Below are 13,017 nucleotides of genomic sequence, written 5' to 3'. Positions count from 1 at the left end.
ACCGACTATCAATGCGAGGGTTTATGAATCGCGAAAATCCCATTCTCTCCTTCGCCCGGGATTTCTCCGGGGATGATGCCGCGATCATGGCTCAAGTGGAGGCCTGGATCGCCAATCCGCCGGAAGACCAGGAGACGGTCGGCTTTTATGGAGGGGATGACTACGAGCCAACCACGCGAAGCTTTCTGGCAACGGTCGTCCTGCTCCGCAACCAGGATAAAATCTCTTCGGCCGAGGACAAATACCTCATCGAGATATTCGGCCGCTGGCGTGACGACGGGGTCATCGATCCCACGGCTCTTCGGCCCGCAGTCAAGGCCGTCTTCGGGCCGTTCATCACGCAGGATGAGGTCCCGGACCTTTCTGACGAGGACACGACTTCCGCGTATCGCAGGACCGTGTGGTCTCTCTATGCTCAAGCGACCGAGGAGCTCGAGCAACACATCGGCTCCCGCGGCCGGGTCCTGCTTTCCATCGATGCGACCGACGGCGACACGATGTTTTTCGCGCTGGTGAAACGAGAGATCGCGCAGCGCTGGCGCGACAAGGCCCTCAGCGAGCAGGACGGCTATCGCGCCGGCGTGCGCTCGCCGATGTGGGACCGGTTCTGGGACTATATGGGCTATGCCTTGGGGCCCTATTGGGCAACCGAGGACCATGAGGGCTACCCGCCCGGAACGCGCATGCGCAGCGAGACGATACCGTTTGCCGAATAGACGTGATCGTCAAATCTCGGAAATGGCTGATCGCGACGGCGGGGGGAGCCGTCGTCGCTGCGATCGGCTCTGCCATCTATATCAGCGCTGATGTCGCGTGCACGCAAGCCCAGCCTTGTCCGACGAAATCAAGTGCCGATGCGGTGAGCGCTGACGGCTCGGTCGTGTTGGGGACCGTTCGCCATCGCCCGTTCCGCTGGACCAGCGCTACCGGCTTGACCGGCTTCGACGAGCTGACGTCAGCCAATGCCGTGAATGGCGACGGCTCGGTGATCGTTGGCAGTGGGAAAGTTGCGGCGGATCGTAAAGCCTCTCACGCCCTTCGCTGGGCCAGTGGCGGCGGCACGACCGATCTCGGCACCCTGGGAGGACCTTCGTCCAGCGCCACTGGTGTCAGCGCGGACGGTTCGGTCGTGGTCGGGTCCGCCCAGATCCCCGATACCTCCGACGATAGGTCCCACATCTCCCACGCATTCCGCTGGACCAGCAGCACCGGCATGGTCGATCTCGGCACGCTCGGAGGACACAAATCCAGCGCGCGCGGTGTAAGCGCCGACGGCGCGGTGGTAGTGGGGTCGAGCCACACTCCCGAGCAGGATGAACACGCCTTTCGCTGGACCAGCGATACCGGCATGATCGATCTGGGAACGCTCGGAGGCCCCACTTCCAGCGCCCACGACACAAGCGCAGACGGATCGGTGGTCGTTGGAAATAGTATGACCTCGCCCTGGGACGGCTATCACGCCTTTCGCTGGACACGCAGCACAGGCATGGTCGATCTGGGCACGCTCGGCGGGAGGGAATCCAATGCGCTTGCGGTGAGCGCGGATGGCTCGGTGGTGGTGGGATATGCCGAGATCGCCGATGGGAAAGCGCATGCCTTTCGCTGGACCGCCGAAGCCGGCATGCTCGACCTCGACACCCCCGGAGGAGCGGAATCGTACGCCTCTGGAATTAGCGCTGACGGTACGACCATTGTGGGAAGAAGCGTGGCCGACGATGCAGCGTTTCACGCATTTCGCTGGACCGCGCCCAACCCCGGTCGACCTTCGGCACGCATGGAAAGGATTGTTCCTCCGTCGATGGAATAGCTTCGCGCTCTGGCTTGCGGGGCATGGCCGACTTGCAAGGCCGGGCTCCGTTCGGGGACTAGGTCGCGGATGCGATACGCCGTATAAGCGCCGCGAGACAAACTCGCGGAGCGCAAATGGCAGAGACTAAAATCACCGATTGGCTGGCGTCGCAGAAGCAGGCGATGATCGACCTGCTGCGCGACGTCGTGAACATCGATTCCGGATCCTACGACAAGGAAGGCGTCGACGCCGTCGGCGCGCGCTTCGAGCGGCATTTTGCCGAGCACGGCATTTCGAGCTGGCGTGAGCCGAACGGCACCTATGGCGACGCGCTTCATGCGACCGTGGCCAAGCCCGGCAGCAACGAAAAGCCGATCCTGCTGATGGGACATCGCGACACGGTGTTCGGCAAAGGCGAGGCCGAACGACGCCCCTTCACGATTCTGGACGGCCGCGCCTATGGCCCGGGGGTCGCGGACATGAAGGCCGGCCTCGTGATGAACGTGTTCGTGGCCGCGGCCTTCCACAAATTCGGCGGCAGCCCTCACCCTATCAAGGTCCTGATCACCTCGGATGAGGAGATCGCCTCGCCCTCCTCGCGCCCGGTGATCGAGCGCGAGGGACGTTCCGCGCGCGCCGTCTACAATTCCGAGCCGGGGCGGCCGACCGGGAACGTGGTCACGAGCCGCAAGGGCGGCATCTTCATGCACCTTGCCGTCACCGGCAAGGCCGCGCATTCCGGCGCGAATTTTGCGGCCGGCGTGAGCGCGATCGGCGAGCTCGCGCACAAGATCGTCCACATCCACGCGCTGACCGATCTGTCCAAGGGGATCACCCTGAACGTCGGGCTGATCGCGGGCGGACAGTCCGTGAATACGACGGCGCCCCATGCCGAGGGCCAGATCGATCTGCGTTACGTCGAGCCTGCGGATCGCGAGGCGGTGATGGCCGCGATCGAGAAGATCGTCGCCACCTCTTACGTGCCCGGCACGAGCGCCACGCTGACGATCAAGGGCGAGTTCGTGCCGGCGGTTCAGAGCGAGGCGTCGAAGACGCTGTTTTGGGGTTACCAGGGCGCCGCCCGCGACGTCGGGCTGACCACGCTCACCGGCGAGTTCTCCGGCGGCTGCGCCGATTCAGGCTTCACCGCCGCCGTCGGCACGCCGACGATCTGCGGCGTCGGCCCGGTCGGCGGGCTTGCGCACACGCCGGAGGAATATCTCGAGCTCGACAGCATCGTCCCCCGCGCGCAGGCGCTGGCGCTGGCGATCTTGCGGAGTTGAACGCTCTCCTAGGGTGGGTTAGCCGAAGGCGTAACCCACCACTTCTCTCTTCGCGCGGAAAGCAAGTGGTGGGTTACGCTTCGCTAACCCACCCTACGCCTGCTCAAGAATAGCTCGGCGCGTCGGGATTGCGGAAGATGTGGATGGGGTCGCCGGGCACGATGTGCCGGCCGGTGAACATCGCATAGGCGTAGAGCGCGAGATAGGCAATCGCGAGCGCGCCGACGGCGTAGAAGGCCCAGGTCGCAACGCGTTTCATGCCGGCTCCATCGCCTCCTCCGGGAGGCTCTGGCAGGGCTTCTAGATCGAGGGAAACGAAAAGGCCAGCCCGGAAGGCCATCCGGCGGTCAAATGACGCGCCGGCCCCGCGCGGGAACACTGACCTCGGCGAGCCTCGCCGCATCCTCATCCTGATCGACCGCGACGTACTGTCCGTGCCAATAGGCAAGCGCCGCGCTGCGGGTCGAGCTCCGGATGTCCCGCGCGCGTCCAATGACGATGCCATGCGAGTGGCGCTCGACGATCTCCTCGACCTCGCAATCGAGCGCGGCCAGCGCGCCGGCAAGCAGCGGGACGCCGGAGACGGCAGTCACCCAGTCACTGCCGGCGAAACGGTCGGCGCCCTTCAGCCCGCCCTTGCCGGCGAAGCGCTCGGCGATGTCGAGCTGGTCGGCGTTGAGGATGTTCACGCCGAAGGCACCATGGCGCTTGATCAGCGGGAAAGACGAGGCGTCGCGGTTGATGCTGACGAGCAGTGTCGGCGGATCGACCGACAGCGACGTCACCGAAGTCACCGTCATGCCGGTGATGTCCCTGCCGCGCCCGGCCGTGATGACGCTGACACCGCCGGTGAGATGGCGCATGGCGCCGCGGAAATCGGCGGCGGAGATCGTGGTGTCGGTCATGATATGGCGGGCAATCACGTTCATGGCATGCTCCCTGAAATCAGGGCCTCTATTATCTAGGTACGATCGTCCGCCGAGAGAAGATGGCGCAGGATGGAGCCTTCGAGGCCCGCAAGCTCCACCGAGCCGCGCTCGCGCGGCCGCGGGGCATTGACCGTGGCGTCATGCGCGATGCGGCCTTCCTCGATCACGAGCACGCGATCGGCCAGCGCAACGGCTTCCGCGACGTCGTGCGTCACCAGGATCGCCGTAAACCCCTGGTCGCGCCAGACGCGCTCCAGCAGCCGCTGCATCGAGATGCGGGTCAAGGCATCGAGCGCGCCCAGCGGCTCGTCGAAGGCCAGCACGCGGGGCTGGCTGACGAGCGCGCGCGCCAGTGCCACGCGCTGCTTCTGGCCGCCCGACAACACCGAGGGCCATTGGTCGCGCTTGTCGGCGAGCCCGACCTCGGTCAGCGCGTGCTCGGCGCGCGGATGCGCATCCTGTGAGGCGCGATCGCGCCCCAAACCGACCTCGACATTCGAGAGCACCCGCGCCCATGGCAACAGCCGCGGCTCCTGGAACATCACCCTGATATCCTCGGGCCGCGCCGCCTCACCAAAGCTGATGGCCCCGGCATCGATTTTGTCGAGGCCGGCGATCAGCCGCAGCAGCGTGCTCTTGCCACAACCACTTTTACCGACGATCGCCACGAACTGGCCGGCGGGGATGTGCAGGTCGATGCCGCGCAGCACCTCGTTGTCGCCGAAGGACTTGCGCAAGTTGCGGATCGTGAGCGGCAAGCCAAGTGCCGGCCGGTCCTCGCGCCGGCGCCGGGCCTGCGGCGTGATGCGAGCCCGCTCGTTGCGTTCGGTTTCTGGAAGGAGGAGAGCTGTCTGCATTTTTGTCTCAACGTTTCTGGAAGGCGGGGTGCCAGGCAAGCGTCAGGCGCTCAAGCAGGCGCGAGGCGGTGTCGGCGAGCTTGCCGAGCAGGGCGTAGATCAGGATCGACAGCACGACGACGTCGATCAGCATGAACTCGCGCGCCTGCATCGCCATGTAGCCGAGGCCGGAGGACGCCGCGATGGTCTCGGCGACGATCAGCGTCAGCCACATGATGCCGAGCGCGAAGCGGATGCCGACGAAGATCGATGGCAGCGCGCCGGGAAAGATCACCCGGCGGAACAATTCGCCGTCGCTCATGCCGTAGATGCGGCCCATCTCGATGAGCTGCGGGTCCACTGTGCGGATGCCGTGCAGCGTGTTGAGATAGATCGGGAAGAACACGCCGAGCGCCACCAAGAACAGCTTTGCGCTCTCGTCGATGCCGAACCAGAGGATGACAAGCGGGATCAGAGCCAGGTGCGGCACGTTGCGCACCATCTGAAGCGTCGTATCGGTCAGCTTTGCGGAGAGCTGCGAGAGGCCGTTGGCCAGACCAAAGGCGAAGCCGATGCTGCCGCCGATGAGGAAGCCGATCGAGGCGCGCCAGAAGCTGACCCAGATGTTGCGGACGAGCTCACCGGAGAGCAGCAGCTTCCAGCCCGCGAGCGCGACGTCGCTCGGTGCCGGCAAGACGCGCGTCGGCACGAGACCGATGACGCTGGCGATCTGCCAGATCACGATGATGACGAGCGGCACGATCCACTGGATCAGGCCGTCGGCGCGCGGCAGGCCGAAGCTGCGCCGAAGGGGAATGCTGTCGATAAGGCTCATGACTGCGAGACCTGCTTCTGCGGACGGAAATCGCTGCCGACGGTCTCGCCGAACGGCCCGCCGTTGAAGTGAAGCTTCGTCACGTTGCTCGGCAGCTCGAGCGAGAGCAGCGGGAAGACCAGCTCGGCGAAGCGATAGGCTTCCTCGAGATGCGGATAGCCCGACAGGATGAAGGTATCGATTCCGAGGTCCTGATACTCCTTGATGCGCGCGGCGACGGTCTGAGGATCGCCGACCAGCGCGGTGCCCGCGCCGCCGCGCACGAGGCCGACACCGGCCCAGAGGTTCGGGCTGATCTCGAGCTTGTCGCGGCGACCGCCATGAAGCTGCGCCATGCGCTGCTGGCCGATCGAGTCCATGCGCGCAAAGTTCTTCTGCGCGAGCGCGATGGTCTCGTCGCTGACATGCTTGATCAGCTCGTTGGCAGCCTGCCAGGCCTCTTCATTTGTCTCGCGGACGATGACATGCAGGCGGATGCCGAAGGACAGCTTGCGCCCGCGCTGAGCCGCGACCGCCTTCACCTTGGCGATCTTCTCGGCGACCTGCGCCGGCGGCTCGCCCCAGGTGAGATACTTGTCGACGGCATCGACGGCGACGTCGATGCCGGCATCCGACGAGCCGCCGAAATAGAGCGGCGGACGCGGCGACTGCACTGGATGGAACAGCAGCTTGCCGTCTTCGATGCGGATGTGCTTGCCCTCGACATTCACGGTCTTGCCGGCAAGCAGGTCGCTATAGACGTTGAGGAACTCGCGGGTGACCTCGTAGCGCTCATCATGGGCGAGGAATATGCCGTCACCCTTGTTCTCGACGGGGTCGCCCCCGGTGACGACGTTCACCAGCAACCGGCCGTTGGTGACGCGGTCGAGCGTGGCCGTCATGCGCGCGGCGACGCTTGGCGATTGCAGGCCGGGCCTGACAGCCATGAGATAGCGCAGCCGCTCGGTGAAGGGCGCAACCGCGGAAGCCACGATCCAGGAATCCTCGCAGCTCCGTCCCGTCGGTAGTAGCACGCCGTAGTAGCCGAGCTGGTCAGCCGCCTGCGCGATCTGGCGCAGGTAGTTGAAATTCACCTCGCGGCCGCCGATGCCGGTGCCGAGATAGCGGCCGTCGCCGTGGGTCGGCAGGAACCAGAGGATGTTGCTCTTCGATGGGCTCTTGGGTTGACTCATTGATTGTCTCACGTTCGGATGATTAGCCGTAGGACGTTCCGACAGCAGCCGCCACGATGCCGAGCGACAGCACGATGGCCGCGATCACACGCGGAACGATACGTCTCATGTTCAAACCCTTTGAAATCGGAAGACCGGTCGGCACGATCAGGTCGCCGTGCTACGCCAGACGATGTCTCGGATCGCGATCGGCCTCGGGATCAGGCCGAGCTTGTGAAAGCGGTCGGCGACGCCCTGCTGGGTCGCGATGATGTCCTCGGTGACGGGACCGACGACGAAGGCCGAGCGATTGGCCGCAATGGTCTGGATGTCGAGGGGAATGCCCGTCACCGCGGCCAGCGATTTGGCGACCTCATCGCGGTGCTGCTCGGCCCAGCGCGCCGTCGCTGTCGACACGTCGACGATCTGCTGGAGGATCGGGCCATGGTTCTTCGCGAAATCGCGGTTGGCGATAAAGAAGGAGTTGCTCTTGGTGACCTCGCACGCATTGATCAGGATGCGGCCGTTCTGCTTGGTCTCGCCGATCGCAAAATACGGATCCCAGATCGCCCATGCATCGATGCTGCCATTGGCAAAGGCAGGGCCGGCGTCCGGCGGCGTCAGATAGACCGGCGTGATGTCGGCATAGGTGAGGCCAGCCTTCTCCAGCGTCTGCACCACGATGTTGTGCGCGCTGGAACCCTTGGTGAAGCCAATGCGCTTGCCCTTCAGCTCCGCGATCGATTGGATTGGTGAATCCTTGGGCACCAAAATGCCCTGCCCGTTGGTGATGGGCTGGCCTGCCGCATAAACGATCGCGGCGCCCGCGGCCTGGGCAAACACCGGCGGGGAATCGCCGACCGCGCCGTAGTCGACGCTGCCGACATTCATCGCCTCCATCATCGGCGGGCCGGACGAGAACTCGACCCATTTCACCTCGATGCCCTGGGACGCGAAATGTTTTTCCAGCGCGGCCTGCTGGCGCGTGATGACGAGCACGCCGTTCTTCTGGTAGCCGACACGAATTTCCTTCACGGTGCCTTGCGCGCTTGCACGCGAGGACAACGCAGCCAGCGCTGCCGTTCCAAGAGAGAATTTCAGGAAGTCCCGACGCTGCATTCCCAACTCCCGACCGCGCGCGGCCGTGCATTTCATTGCGATGCGGGAATGATGGTGCGCCTTACGGAAGCTGTCGAGACGCCCGGAAAAATAGCGACGCGCGCACTGCGCTTGCGGCAATGCGCGTGATTAATCTTTCAATTGCCAAAGCGAATGCAGAGAGAAATTTTCCGCACGCGAACGTGAAGCTGCGGGCAAAGCAGTCCCGGATGGGCAATCATCTACTCAGCGCTGCGTTTACTGCCCAGGTAAGGCCCGCGCGACCAGGGAGTGGAGGGGCCATAGCAATTCTCGAGCACCATGCGGTTCGGCGCGAGGAATTTGGCGGGACAACGGCGCCATGGTGACGCCCGGCGCTTGCCGTCATCGAACGTATCGACGTCGGAGAACGATATGATCGGCCGGCGCCAGTGGTAGCGCCCATCCTGTTGCCAACCGTCGCAGCCGCCGCGGTCGCACGCGGTATGAAAACGCTCCATTACGCCATGCCGCTTGAAGCACCAGGTGCGCGTGCCCCACTCCTTTCCTGGCGGCGTTTGCGCCCTCGGCCAAGGCGAGGTCTGGGTCCAGCAGCCGGAAATCCAGGGCAGACGCGCGGCGCGCGCAGGAACAACGAGCGACGATGCAAGCAGCGCCAAGGCGCCGGTCAGAAGAGCCGTTTGCCGCAGCAATTTGGTGGAGCACTCATAGGACACGTCGTTTGTGTCGCCGAGCAACCCTGCGGTTCAAGCATCCCACCTCACCGGCAGATTGAGCAAGCCGCGGAACGCCCAGCCGCCGATCCGCACTGGCTCGTCGTCGGCGATCTGCAAGTTCTTTGCCCTCGCGAACACCGTCGGCAGGGCGACGTCGGCGATCATGGCGCGCGAGGCCCAGGCGCCGGCGCAGAAATGCGGGCCGGCACCGAAGGCGACGCTCTTCGACACGTCGCGCCGCACGTCGAATTCATCGGCACGGTCAAAATGCCTCTCGTCGCGATTGGCCGAGCCGAACATCAGGAACACGCGCTCATTGGTCTCGAACGAGACGTCGCGGATGGCCCACGGCTTTGCAATTCGCCGCGGCGACATGCCGATCGGCGAAATCCAGCGCGCATATTCCTCGAACGCCTGGAGCCAGGACACGTCGCCGCGCCGGACAAGCTCGAACTGGTCCGGATGGGTGAGGAGCGCCCAGACAGTACCGGCGATGGCCTTGCGCGGCTCGTTCTGGCCACCGGAGATCGCCAGCTTGACGTTGGCGCGCACACTCTGCATCGGCATGCCGGATGCCAGCATCACGCCGAGCAGGCTCTGGTCTGGATTTTTCTGCATGACAGGCAGCATGTCGTCAATCGCGACGTCGATGCCGGCGGTGGCCGCATGGCAGCGCGCTTCCACGGCGGGATCACCGGCATAGTTCGCGATGCCGTCGATCATTCCTTGCGACCAGGCATCCATCTCCGCAAAGCCAATATTGGTGAGGCCCGTGATCGACTTCAGGCATTCGCCCGAAAACGGCAGCGCGAAATCGCGCATGAAATCGATCCGCGCGCCCGGCTCGATGCCATTGATGATGCGATCGGCATGAGCTTGGAACTGCGCGGTCCAGTGCGCCTTCACCGTTCTGGGCGAAACCGCGGGAAACAGCGCGCGGCGCTCGACCTGATGCGCCTCGCCGTCCTTGCGCATCATGTTGTGGCCCATCAGCTTGTTCATGAGCCCCTCGGGCTGGTGCGAGGAGAACACGTCGATCTGCTTCTCGGAGATCGAGATGTCGTCGCGGCTCGCGAGCAGCGTCGAGCCGAGTTGCGGCACGAAGGCGATCGGCGCCTCCTTCCGCATCTTCGCAAGCATCGGATAAGGATCCTGCCAGAACGAGACCGGGTCGATGTCGATGCGTGGCGCGGTGCTCAAGCCTGGCTCCTTTAGGCCTTTGTTTCCTCAGCGTGCAAGCTAGCCCCGTCCGGAGCCAGCGTCTGTCCCCAGCGATTGGGACAGGCGTCAGTTCAGGCTGCGCGGGCCGGCGAGGAGCCGCAGCACGATAGCGAACAGCTCGTTCTGCGAGGAGATGCCGAGCCTCTCATAGGCACGCTTGCGATAGGTCAGCGTCGAATGCAGGCTGATGCCGAGCGCCTGCGAGATGGCCTCGGAGCTCAAACCAAGCAGGATGCGGCGACAGACCTCCTGCTCACGGCGGGTGAGGTCGGCGAGCGGCGCGCGGGTTGCGAACAACGCGGCGAGATTCTGCTCCAGCGTCGATGTCGTGGCTTGCTGGAAATGCCGCGCGACGCTCGCGCCGATCGCCGGCGCAATGTGTTGCAAGCGGTCGAGCTGAGTGTCGGTGAAGCGGCCTTGCGCAGCGATGCGATAGAAGTTGACGTAGAAACAGGTGTCGTCGACCCAGATTGCGGTCGCAACCTTGTCGACGATGCCGGAGTCCTGGAAGAAGATCTTTCGGTAGCGCGCATCGTACATCCGCGGTGCGAAGGCCGGCAGCATGATCGGCCCCGCCCTCTCCTGCCCCTCAAACAATGCATCTCGGTTCGGATCGGATTCGTGGAACTGCCCGGCATAGGCGGCGCCGAGATCGCCGCCGATCGGGATGTTGCCGGCGTCGAGCAGGCAGCATGCGCCGCCGCTTCGGGTCAGCGCAAACACCATGCAATGGCCGACGCCGGCCTGGCCGCGCAAGGTGTCGATCAGCACATCAGGGAAATCGGGCCGGCCGATCGCGAGCACCGCGGACGTGACATCGCCAGCCGCAAGATTTGCGGGCATCGCCTGAGGCCGCATTGCTTTCCTCCGCCAAGTATCTTTTGGCGGAGGTTATCAGCAACGGCGGCGCGCCGGAAGGCGCCGCCATCCGCTGCCTCATGGGTCCCGGCTCTGCGTCGCAACGCTACGCATTGCGCCGCGTCCGGGACACGAAAGTAGCGAGTCCGTGGATAGTCTCGTGCCCCGGACGCAGCGCAGCGTCACTTCGGCGGTGTGCTGCTGAGCCGGGGCCCATGCCGAACAGCGCGCGGCGACCTTACTACACCGCCACCGCCTTCGCCGGCGGCACGTTGATGGCGAGCTTGCCGTAGCGGTCAGTGAAGGCCTGCGTGTCGATTTCTTCGAGCTCGATCTCGCCGCTCATCACGCCCTTCTTCCAGGCCTCCTGCTTCGGATCGTTCTGGAACTCCGGCATCACCTCGCGCGCGAAGAGGTCCAGCGACTCGCAGATGTGCTCGTGGCTGTTCTTGCCGGCCTGGTTGAGCAGGATCACCTGGTCGATGTGGGAGGTGCGGAAACGCCGCAGCTTTTTGCGGATGGTTTCCGGCGAGCCGATCAGGCCGCCGCGCAGCGCGGCCTCCTGCGCTTCCGGATTATCTCGCTTCCATTTGTTGTACTCGTCCCACATGTTGACGGTGCCGGGCGCCGGCCGCTGGCGGTTTTGCGACGCGCCGTAGAAGCGCAAGGCGAACTGGAAGAAGGTTGCGCCATCGGCCCGCGCGCGTGCCTCCTCATCCGTCTTCGCGCACATGAAGAACGACACCAGCGCCATGTTGGGGTTGATCTCGTAGTCTGCCAATTTGTGCAGCCGCTTGGTCATCGCGTTGTAATAGGCGTGCACCCAGGCGTGCGCGGCGTCCGCGCTGACGAACTGGAAGCCGAGCGCGCCAAAGCCGTGGCGGCCGGCGCGCTCGATGGTCGGAAGCTGCGAGCAGGCCATCCAGAGCGGCGGATGAGGCTTCTGCACCGGCTTCGGCACGACATTGCGCAGGGGCATGTCGAAATATTTGCCGTGATGCTCGCTGCCGCCGTCTCTAAACATCGGGAAGATCGCGCGCACCGCCTCCTCGAAGATCTCCTTCTTCGTCTCCATGTCGCGGCCGAACGGCTCGAGCTCGGTGATCGAGGCGCTCTCGCCCATGCCGAACTCGCAGCGGCCGTTCGAAAGCAGATCGAGCACCGCGACACGCTCGGCGACGCGCGCGGGATGGTTGGTGGTGAGCTGGAGGATGCCGTGGCCGAGCCGGATCCGTTGGGTGCGCTGGCTTGCGGCGGCGAGGAAGGATTCCGGCGATGGCGAGTGTGAATATTCCTCCAGGAAATGATGCTCGACCACCCAGGCGTGGTCGTAGTCAAGTCGGTCGGCGAGTTCCATCTGCGTCAGGGCATTCTGGTAGAGCCGGAGCTCGTCGCCCGCCCCCCACGGACGCGGCAATTGCAGCTCATAGAAGATGCCGAACTTCATGACGCCTCTCCCGAGATTGTTTTTGTTGCGGGCATTTTATTGAGCGAGGCGGCCCTGTCCATGGCGGCCCAATTCCGCCGGACGGGACGTTGTTGAGCGTACGCAGGCGAAGGCAGAAGACCCACGAAAGCGCAAAATATCGAAAACAACCCGATGCAAAGTAGCCGATAGCTTCCCGGCCCGCTCGTCGCAGACGTGCGGCGAAGTGCCCGCAGACGCAAACCGTTGATTCAGATCAAGGCAATCTGCCGCCCGATACCTATGGTTCGTCGAGGCAACGGCCCGGAAGCCGTCCAATTCCCAAATTTCAGAGAGACCGAATATGTCGGCCCCTGACGACACGACTGGGCGCGTGCGCCGCAAGCGCATGGAGATCTTTGCATTCCTGTTCCTGACCGCGGTTGTGATGCCCGCACTCGCGGTCGGAACGGTCGGCAGCTACGGGCTCGCCGTGTGGATCTACCAGATGTTCGCAGGCCCTCCCGGCCCGCCTCCCCCACATTGAATCCCCGCAGCGAGAGACCGAGATCATGGCCCTAGCCAAACTCAACCGCCGCGCATTGATCACCGGCCGGGTGCTCAGCGCCGACCGCGTCGTGCCTCCGCCCGGAGGCGAGATCGCCAGCATTCTGGTGCAGGCGCGCCCCGAGCGCCTCGCCGAGGTCGAGGCCGACATCACGGCATTGCCCGGCTGCGAAATCCACGGCCGCGATGCGCGCGGCAAGCTCGTCGTCGTGGTGGAGGCGCCGGATGCCGGCAGCCTCGGCACCATGCTCAACGACATCCAGTCCATGCCGCACGTCTATTCCGCGGCGCTGGTCTTTCACGCCATCGAAACTGCTTGAGACCGCGTC

General features: G+C 64.6%; 16 protein-coding genes. 5 read left to right on the top strand and 11 right to left on the bottom strand.

The window, feature by feature from the left end; genetic code table 11:
• Window positions 1–23 precede the first annotated feature (23 nt).
• The 3 genes from NLN62_RS27795 to NLN62_RS27785 all read left to right on the top strand — a co-directional run bounded on the left by NLN62_RS27795 (window position 24) and on the right by NLN62_RS27785 (window position 3,072).
• Window positions 24–716 carry a hypothetical protein gene (locus NLN62_RS27795; protein WP_027523196.1) on the top strand — a complete coding sequence of 231 codons (693 nt, stop codon included), beginning with the start codon at window positions 24–26 and terminating at the stop codon, window positions 714–716.
• Window positions 717–718: 2 nt separating this feature from the next.
• Window positions 719–1,807 carry a hypothetical protein gene (locus tag NLN62_RS27790; RefSeq protein WP_051389753.1) on the top strand — a complete coding sequence of 363 codons (1,089 nt, stop codon included), beginning with the start codon at window positions 719–721 and terminating at the stop codon, window positions 1,805–1,807.
• A gap of 116 nt (window positions 1,808–1,923) precedes the next feature.
• A complete protein-coding gene (locus NLN62_RS27785) occupies window positions 1,924–3,072 on the top strand; it encodes a M20 family metallopeptidase (RefSeq protein WP_027523195.1) in 1,149 nt (382 codons plus the stop codon).
• Window positions 3,073–3,175: 103 nt separating this feature from the next.
• Here NLN62_RS27785 and NLN62_RS27780 read toward each other — a convergent pair whose 3' ends face one another.
• The 11 genes from NLN62_RS27780 to NLN62_RS27735 all read right to left on the bottom strand — a co-directional run bounded on the left by NLN62_RS27780 (window position 3,176) and on the right by NLN62_RS27735 (window position 12,163).
• Window positions 3,176–3,331, bottom strand: a complete 156-nt coding sequence (locus tag NLN62_RS27780; RefSeq protein ID WP_027523194.1) for a hypothetical protein — start codon at window positions 3,329–3,331, stop codon at window positions 3,176–3,178.
• Window positions 3,332–3,419: 88 nt separating this feature from the next.
• Window positions 3,420–4,001, bottom strand: a complete 582-nt coding sequence (locus NLN62_RS27775) for a flavin reductase family protein (RefSeq protein WP_027523193.1) — start codon at window positions 3,999–4,001, stop codon at window positions 3,420–3,422.
• Window positions 4,002–4,033: 32 nt separating this feature from the next.
• Complete coding sequence (locus NLN62_RS27770; RefSeq protein ID WP_027523192.1) at window positions 4,034–4,858, bottom strand: ATP-binding cassette domain-containing protein; 825 nt, start codon at window positions 4,856–4,858, stop codon at window positions 4,034–4,036.
• Window positions 4,859–4,865: 7 nt separating this feature from the next.
• Window positions 4,866–5,672 carry an aliphatic sulfonate ABC transporter permease SsuC gene (ssuC, locus tag NLN62_RS27765; RefSeq protein WP_254110994.1) on the bottom strand — a complete coding sequence of 269 codons (807 nt, stop codon included), beginning with the start codon at window positions 5,670–5,672 and terminating at the stop codon, window positions 4,866–4,868.
• Window positions 5,669–6,844, bottom strand: a complete 1,176-nt coding sequence (gene ssuD, locus NLN62_RS27760) for an FMNH2-dependent alkanesulfonate monooxygenase (RefSeq protein WP_254110992.1) — start codon at window positions 6,842–6,844, stop codon at window positions 5,669–5,671. Before ssuD ends, ssuC begins: the two co-directional genes overlap by 4 nt.
• A gap of 22 nt (window positions 6,845–6,866) precedes the next feature.
• Window positions 6,867–6,989, bottom strand: coding sequence for a hypothetical protein (locus tag NLN62_RS53020; RefSeq protein WP_256575968.1), 123 nt, complete (start codon window positions 6,987–6,989; stop codon window positions 6,867–6,869).
• A 2-nt stretch (window positions 6,990–6,991) separates the two neighbouring features.
• Window positions 6,992–7,942, bottom strand: coding sequence for a sulfonate ABC transporter substrate-binding protein (locus NLN62_RS27755; protein WP_254110990.1), 951 nt, complete (start codon window positions 7,940–7,942; stop codon window positions 6,992–6,994).
• Window positions 7,943–8,163: 221 nt separating this feature from the next.
• Window positions 8,164–8,658 (bottom strand): hypothetical protein, encoded by a 495-nt coding sequence (locus NLN62_RS27750; RefSeq protein ID WP_051389751.1) that lies wholly within the window; start codon window positions 8,656–8,658, stop codon window positions 8,164–8,166.
• A 9-nt stretch (window positions 8,659–8,667) separates the two neighbouring features.
• A complete protein-coding gene (locus NLN62_RS27745; RefSeq protein ID WP_027523187.1) occupies window positions 8,668–9,837 on the bottom strand; it encodes a cytochrome P450 in 1,170 nt (389 codons plus the stop codon).
• Between the two features lie 87 nt (window positions 9,838–9,924).
• Complete coding sequence (locus NLN62_RS27740) at window positions 9,925–10,716, bottom strand: helix-turn-helix transcriptional regulator (RefSeq protein WP_027523186.1); 792 nt, start codon at window positions 10,714–10,716, stop codon at window positions 9,925–9,927.
• 241 nt (window positions 10,717–10,957) lie between these two features.
• Window positions 10,958–12,163: an LLM class flavin-dependent oxidoreductase gene (locus NLN62_RS27735; protein ID WP_027523185.1), complete on the bottom strand. Its 1,206-nt coding sequence runs from the start codon at window positions 12,161–12,163 to the stop codon at window positions 10,958–10,960.
• Between the two features lie 322 nt (window positions 12,164–12,485).
• Here NLN62_RS27735 and napE point away from each other — a divergent pair, with 322 nt between their 5' ends.
• Both napE and NLN62_RS27725 read left to right on the top strand, forming a co-directional pair.
• The gene (napE, locus tag NLN62_RS27730) at window positions 12,486–12,668 is read left to right on the top strand and encodes a periplasmic nitrate reductase, NapE protein (RefSeq protein ID WP_027523184.1); all 183 of its coding nucleotides are present in this window, start codon (window positions 12,486–12,488) and stop codon (window positions 12,666–12,668) included.
• Window positions 12,669–12,693: 25 nt separating this feature from the next.
• Window positions 12,694–13,008, top strand: coding sequence for a chaperone NapD (locus NLN62_RS27725; protein WP_027523183.1), 315 nt, complete (start codon window positions 12,694–12,696; stop codon window positions 13,006–13,008).
• Window positions 13,009–13,017 lie beyond the last annotated feature (9 nt).

It is taken from the genome of Bradyrhizobium sp. CCGUVB23, from assembly GCF_024199885.1.
In the GTDB taxonomy this organism is placed as follows: Bacteria; Pseudomonadota; Alphaproteobacteria; order Rhizobiales; family Xanthobacteraceae; genus Bradyrhizobium.
The sequence above is the reverse complement of the archived record's forward strand: the minus strand, read 5'-3'. Positions and strand labels throughout refer to the sequence as shown.

Excerpts from the sequence above, each read along its gene's own strand:
- ssuC (WP_254110994.1), bottom strand. The coding sequence starts at position 5,672 with ATGAGCCTTATCGACAGCATTCCCCTTCGGCGCAGCTTCGGCCTGCCG.
- NLN62_RS27735 (WP_027523185.1), bottom strand. The coding sequence starts at position 12,163 with ATGAAGTTCGGCATCTTCTATGAGCTGCAATTGCCGCGTCCGTGGGGG.
- NLN62_RS27780 (WP_027523194.1), bottom strand. The coding sequence starts at position 3,331 with ATGAAACGCGTTGCGACCTGGGCCTTCTACGCCGTCGGCGCGCTCGCG.
- NLN62_RS27755 (WP_254110990.1), bottom strand. The coding sequence starts at position 7,942 with ATGCAGCGTCGGGACTTCCTGAAATTCTCTCTTGGAACGGCAGCGCTG.
- NLN62_RS27795 (WP_027523196.1), top strand. The coding sequence starts at position 24 with ATGAATCGCGAAAATCCCATTCTCTCCTTCGCCCGGGATTTCTCCGGG.
- NLN62_RS27785 (WP_027523195.1), top strand. The coding sequence starts at position 1,924 with ATGGCAGAGACTAAAATCACCGATTGGCTGGCGTCGCAGAAGCAGGCG.
- NLN62_RS27725 (WP_027523183.1), top strand. The coding sequence starts at position 12,694 with ATGGCCCTAGCCAAACTCAACCGCCGCGCATTGATCACCGGCCGGGTG.
- NLN62_RS27775 (WP_027523193.1), bottom strand. The coding sequence starts at position 4,001 with ATGAACGTGATTGCCCGCCATATCATGACCGACACCACGATCTCCGCC.
- NLN62_RS27770 (WP_027523192.1), bottom strand. The coding sequence starts at position 4,858 with ATGCAGACAGCTCTCCTCCTTCCAGAAACCGAACGCAACGAGCGGGCT.
- NLN62_RS27740 (WP_027523186.1), bottom strand. The coding sequence starts at position 10,716 with ATGCGGCCTCAGGCGATGCCCGCAAATCTTGCGGCTGGCGATGTCACG.
- napE (WP_027523184.1), top strand. The coding sequence starts at position 12,486 with ATGTCGGCCCCTGACGACACGACTGGGCGCGTGCGCCGCAAGCGCATG.
- ssuD (WP_254110992.1), bottom strand. The coding sequence starts at position 6,844 with ATGAGTCAACCCAAGAGCCCATCGAAGAGCAACATCCTCTGGTTCCTG.